The organism is Pseudomonas sp. EGD-AK9, from assembly GCF_000465935.2.
Classification (GTDB): Bacteria; Pseudomonadota; Gammaproteobacteria; order Pseudomonadales; family Pseudomonadaceae; genus Aquipseudomonas.
Genome location: NZ_AVOF01000257.1, coordinates 1 through 4,692, shown reverse-complemented (window position 1 = coordinate 4,692; position 4,692 = coordinate 1). Strand labels below are relative to the sequence as shown.

Annotated in this window: 6 protein-coding genes; 4 read left to right on the top strand and 2 right to left on the bottom strand. The window is 68.9% G+C overall.

What is annotated here, in order from left to right; all coding sequences use genetic code 11:
- A partial coding sequence (locus N878_RS13115; RefSeq protein WP_021444109.1) for an EamA family transporter occupies window positions 1-890 on the bottom strand: 890 nt, incomplete at its 3' end.
- A gap of 177 nt (window positions 891-1,067) precedes the next feature.
- On the opposite strand from N878_RS13115, the gene N878_RS13110 reads away from it, so the two are divergent.
- A complete protein-coding gene (locus N878_RS13110; protein WP_031303138.1) occupies window positions 1,068-1,802 on the top strand; it encodes a sulfite exporter TauE/SafE family protein in 735 nt (244 codons plus the stop codon).
- Window positions 1,803-1,874: 72 nt separating this feature from the next.
- Here N878_RS13110 and N878_RS13105 read toward each other — a convergent pair whose 3' ends face one another.
- The gene (locus N878_RS13105) at window positions 1,875-2,582 is read right to left on the bottom strand and encodes an NADPH-dependent F420 reductase (RefSeq protein ID WP_021444107.1); all 708 of its coding nucleotides are present in this window, start codon (window positions 2,580-2,582) and stop codon (window positions 1,875-1,877) included.
- A gap of 510 nt (window positions 2,583-3,092) precedes the next feature.
- Here N878_RS13105 and N878_RS13100 point away from each other — a divergent pair.
- From N878_RS13100 to N878_RS13090, 3 genes are all read left to right on the top strand, one after another.
- Window positions 3,093-3,794: a YebC/PmpR family DNA-binding transcriptional regulator gene (locus N878_RS13100; RefSeq protein WP_021444105.1), complete on the top strand. Its 702-nt coding sequence runs from the start codon at window positions 3,093-3,095 to the stop codon at window positions 3,792-3,794.
- 87 nt (window positions 3,795-3,881) lie between these two features.
- Window positions 3,882-4,349 carry an NUDIX domain-containing protein gene (locus N878_RS13095; protein WP_021444104.1) on the top strand — a complete coding sequence of 156 codons (468 nt, stop codon included), beginning with the start codon at window positions 3,882-3,884 and terminating at the stop codon, window positions 4,347-4,349.
- A 36-nt stretch (window positions 4,350-4,385) separates the two neighbouring features.
- Window positions 4,386-4,692 (top strand): DUF2025 family protein (locus N878_RS13090; protein ID WP_021444103.1); only part of this gene is annotated, 307 nt, incomplete at its 3' end.

Sequence of the window (4,692 nt, the reverse complement as noted above, 5' to 3'; positions counted from 1 at the left end):
CCCCCCTGCGCCCGCCACAGGCGCAGCCGATCCAGCAGCTTGCCGCCCCACACATTGATCAGCAGCCCGCCCATCACCAGCGACGCGCCGACCAGTTGCAGCGCGCCCAGGCGTTCGCCCAGCAGCAACGCCGCAGAGCCGATGCCCACCACCGGCACCAGCAACGAGAACGGCGCCACCTGGCTGGCCGGGTAGCGCGACAGCAGGCGACTCCACAGGCCATAGCCGAGAATGGTCGCGGCGAACGCCAGGTAGGCCAGCACCAGCAGCGCCTCCACCCCGAAGCCGCGCAGCGCGCTTTCGATCGCCGCCGGCCCTTCCAGCCACAGCGACAGCCCCAGAAAAGGCAGCGGCGGCACCAGGCTGCCCCAGACCACCAGGCCGACCAGGTTCACCCGGCCCAGCTTGCGCGTGACGATATTGCCCAGCGCCCACATCGCCGCGGCGCCAATGGTCAGGGCGAAGCCTGCCAGGGTCATCGCCTGGCCGCCCTGCAGGCCGATCAACGCCAGCCCGGCGGCCGCCACCAGCAGGCCCAGCAGGTTGCTCGCGCGCAGGCGCTCGCCCAGCAGCAGCGCGGCGAAGAACAGGGTAAAGAAGGCCTGCGATTGCAGCACCAGCGAGGCCAGCCCGGCCGGCATGCCCACATGCATGGCGTAGAACAGGCAGGCGAACTGGCCCAGCGAGATGGTCAGGCCGTAGGCCAGCAGCCAGCGCAGCGGCACCTGTGGCCGGCGCACGAAGAGAATCGCGGGAAAGGCGGCGAGCAGGAAACGCAGCGCGCCGAGCAGCATCGGCGGCATCTCGTGCAGGCCGAGCTTGATCACCACGAAATTCAGGCCCCAGACGACAATCACCAACAGCGCCAGCAGCAGATCTTTGGGCGACATGGGGCAATCCTCGCGGTCAGGGAGCGGCCATTAGAGCAAGCACATAGCCTGCGCGGCAGACACAGTGAGCGCGGAAAAACGCCACACAGTGCGCTGATCGCCCGCCCTGTGCCGCAGGCCGTTCTGCCGCGCCGCGCCCTTTGCTACCCTGCGCCCTCCTTCGCCGCGGCCGCTGCCATGAGCCTGTCCGACTTCCTCCTGTTCGCCCTGCCGGCGATCTTCCTCACCGGGCTGTCCAAGGGCGGCTTCGGCGGCGCCCTGGGCGGCATCGCCGTGCCGCTACTGGCGCTGGCCACCTCGCCCAAGCAGGCGGTGGCGATCATGCTGCCGATCCTCTGCCTGGCCGATCTGGTGGGGCTGAAGGCCTACTGGGGCAAGTGGGACGCGGCCAACCTCAGGGTGATGCTGCCCGGCGCGCTGATCGGCATCGTCATCGGTGCGCTGACCTTCGAGCTGTTCGACGAGCGCAGCATCGGCCTGCTGATCGGGGTGATCGCGGTGAGCTTCGTCGCCCTCGGCCTGCTCGCCGGCAACCAGGCGCCGCGGCCGCTGCACAAGGGCCGCGGCACCCTGCTGTCGAGCCTGGCCGGCTTCACCAGCTTCGTCGCCCATGCCGGCGGGCCGCCGGTGATGATGCACCTGCTGCCGCAACAGCTGGACAAGCTGCGTTTCGTCGCCACCATCAACCTGTTCTTCCTGCTGACCAACGCGGCCAAGCTGCTGCCCTACGCCGCCCTGGGCCAGTTCAGCCGGGACAATCTGCTGCTGAGCCTGATGCTCGCGCCCATAGTGCCGCTCGGCGTGTGGAGCGGCCTGTGGCTGCAGTCGCGGGTCAACCACCAGTGGTTCTACCGCATCGCCCGGCTGGGCATCCTGCTGGCCGGCGTGCAGCTGATCTGGCGCAATCTGTAGCCCTCATCGCCCCTGCAGGAGCGGCCTCAGCCGCGACGCTGGCAGCGCTGCGGGGGATTCGGTCCGCAGGAGCTACAGCCCGAGGATCTCGCGCAACTCGCGCGCCGTCGGCATCCGCGCCGAGATGCCGCTGGCGAAGTCGAAGCGCTTGGCCGTGGCCAGCGGCCCGACTATCACCGGATCGAAACCGGCATCGGTCACCAGGCGCGCCGCCACCTCCAGCGCCGCCTCGTCATCGCCGGCCAGCGGGATGGCCAGTTTCTCGCCGCTGCGATGGGCCTGACTGCGCAGGTTGTGGGCGGAAATGGCGTTGAACGCGCGCACCAGGCGCACGCCGGGCAGAAAGCGCTGCGAGGCCAGGCCGGCACCCAGCTCGCGGGCCTCCTCGGCCATCGGCCCGTCGCGTTCCGGGCGCGGATTGCCGGCATCCAGCAGCACCTTGCCGGCCAGCTCGCCGGCAAGGTCGCGGCCGATCTGCGGCGTGGCGGCGTAGGGCACCGCCAGCAGTATCACCTGGCCGAACTCGGCCGCCTCGCGCGGGGTGCCAACCCGGGCGCGCTCGCCCAGCTCCAGGGCCAGCGGCTGCAGACGCTCGGGATGACGCGAGGACATCATCACCTCGTGCCCCGCCTCGACCCACAGCCGCGCCAGCGCGCCGCCGATATTGCCGGTGCCGATGATGCCGATGCGCAAGGCGTCCGCGTGCGCCAGCGCCGGGGCGCCGCCCAGCAGCACCAGCAGGCCCAGCGCGGTGGCGAAACGATGCAGGAAAGGGGACATGGCGACCTCCTCGAACGCGTCACGGCGACACAGGCCAAGCATAGAGAAGCCGCACGCGACGACCGTCGCCGATTCGCAACAGGGTGTTGCCCGCCAGCTATGCTTGAAAGGCGATAACGCATGACAGCCGGCTGCAGGGGCCGAGGAGGTGGTAGTGACCCGAATGCATGTACCCAGTCAATGACCAACTTCCCGGAGACACGACCATGAGCAAGAGCATGGATTCCCACAAAGAAGGCAAGAAGAAGCCGCTGAAAACGGCACACGAGAAACGCATGGCCAAACGCGAGAAGAAACACGGCCAGACCCTGCTCGGCAGCCACTCGCCCAACGCCTGAGCCCCAGCCTGCCGGCGCAGAACCGCTGCGCCGGCGCTTCCCCCGCCGCCAACGCCATCCGGGAAATTGCGCGTGCCGCCGGCGCCGCAAGGCACTAGAATCCGCAGCCTAACCGATCGTCCGGCCGCCCCGCGCCGCGACGCCGTCTCACCTATCGGCCAGGAGACCCCAGATGGGCGCCCAGTGGAAAGCCAAACCCAAAGAAGCCGCCGCCAATGCCCGAGGCAAGATCTTCGGCAAGCTGGTGAAGGAAATCATGATCGCCGCGCGTAACGGCGCCGACCCGGACACCAACGCCAAGCTGCGCCTGGCCGTGCATCAGGCGAAGAAGGCCTCGATGCCCAAGGACACCCTGGAGCGCGCGATCAAGAAAGGCGCCGGCCTGTCCGGCGAGGTGATCAACTACGAGCGCACCCTCTACGAAGGCTTCGCCCCGCATCAGGTGCCGCTGATCGTCGAGTGCCTGACCGACAACGTCAACCGCACCGTGGCCGAGATCCGCGTGCTGTTTCGCAAGGGCCAGCTCGGCGCCTCCGGCTCGGTGAGCTGGGACTTCGACCACGTCGGCCTGATCGAGGCCAGCACCGACGAGGGCGCCGACCCGGAACTGGCCGCCATCGAAGCCGGCGCCCAGGACTTCGTCCCCGATGACGAGGGCGCGACCCTGTTCATCACCGAGCCGACCGACCTCGACGCCGTGTGCAAGGCGCTGCCGGAGCAGGGCTTCACCGTCAACTCGGCCAAGCTCGGCTACCGCCCGAAGAACCCGGTGAGCAGCCTGACGCCGGAGCAGCTGGAAGAAGTCGAAGCCTTCCTCGAAGCCATCGACGGCCACGACGACGTGCAGAATGTCTACGTCGGCCTGGCCGGCTGATTCCGCTCGCTAAAGCACTTTGCCCCCTCCCCCACCGATGGGCGAGGGGACAGAGGTCTCACCTGCTCGACACTCGCGACACCTGCCGTGAACACCACCCTGCATATCGCCGCCGCCTGCCTGTTCGACCAACGGGGCCGCCTGTTGCTGGTGCGCAAGCGCAACACCCGGTTCTTCATGCTGCCCGGCGGCAAGCGCGAAGCCGGCGAGGATGCCCTGGCTGCCCTGCGCCGCGAACTGCATGAAGAATTGGAACTGCAGCTGGACGACGCGGCGCTGCACCCGCTCGGCCGATTCCAGGCAAGCGCCGCCAACGAGGCCGATACCTGGCTGCAGGCGGAGATCTTCCACGCCGCCCTGCCCCACGCCGTACATCCGGCGGCCGAGCTGGAGGAACTGCGCTGGTACGCCGCCGGCCAGCCCTTCGACGGCGAGCTGGCGCCGCTGCTGCGCGAGCAGGTGCTGCCCGCCCTTGGCCGCGCGCCTTTGTTGATCCACGGCAACGCGCGGCCACGCGGCCACGCGCTAGGCTGCGCCGATAACCAGAACCCTTAGTTTTGCGTGCAAACCCACAGCAACCCGAGGTTTGCCATGAGTATCAGCTCCGCCCAGATCTGCCAGGCCGCCGACCAGCTGCAGGGCTTCGTCGGCTTCAACGCCAAGACCGGCCAGTACCTGCTGCGTTTCTCCGAGGACAGCTTCGGCCTCGACGTGCCGGCCGAGACCATCACCCCGACCTGCGAATACGTCTGGCACGCCGAGGCAGACGGCCAGATGCGCCTGGATCGCCAGCGCCTGGCCTGGCTGCAGGAGCAGCGCATCGACGAGCGGGTCAACCTCGGCGAGGCGCTGCGCCTCTACCTGCGGCGCAGCGACCTGCCGGAGATCCGCGCCGAAC

Bases quoted from the DNA above. Each gene is read 5' to 3' on its own strand.
- N878_RS13100 (WP_021444105.1), top strand. From the start codon at position 3,093: ATGGGCGCCCAGTGGAAAGCCAAACCCAAAGAAGCCGCCGCCAATGCC.
- N878_RS13110 (WP_031303138.1), top strand. From the start codon at position 1,068: ATGAGCCTGTCCGACTTCCTCCTGTTCGCCCTGCCGGCGATCTTCCTC.
- N878_RS13105 (WP_021444107.1), bottom strand. From the start codon at position 2,582: ATGTCCCCTTTCCTGCATCGTTTCGCCACCGCGCTGGGCCTGCTGGTG.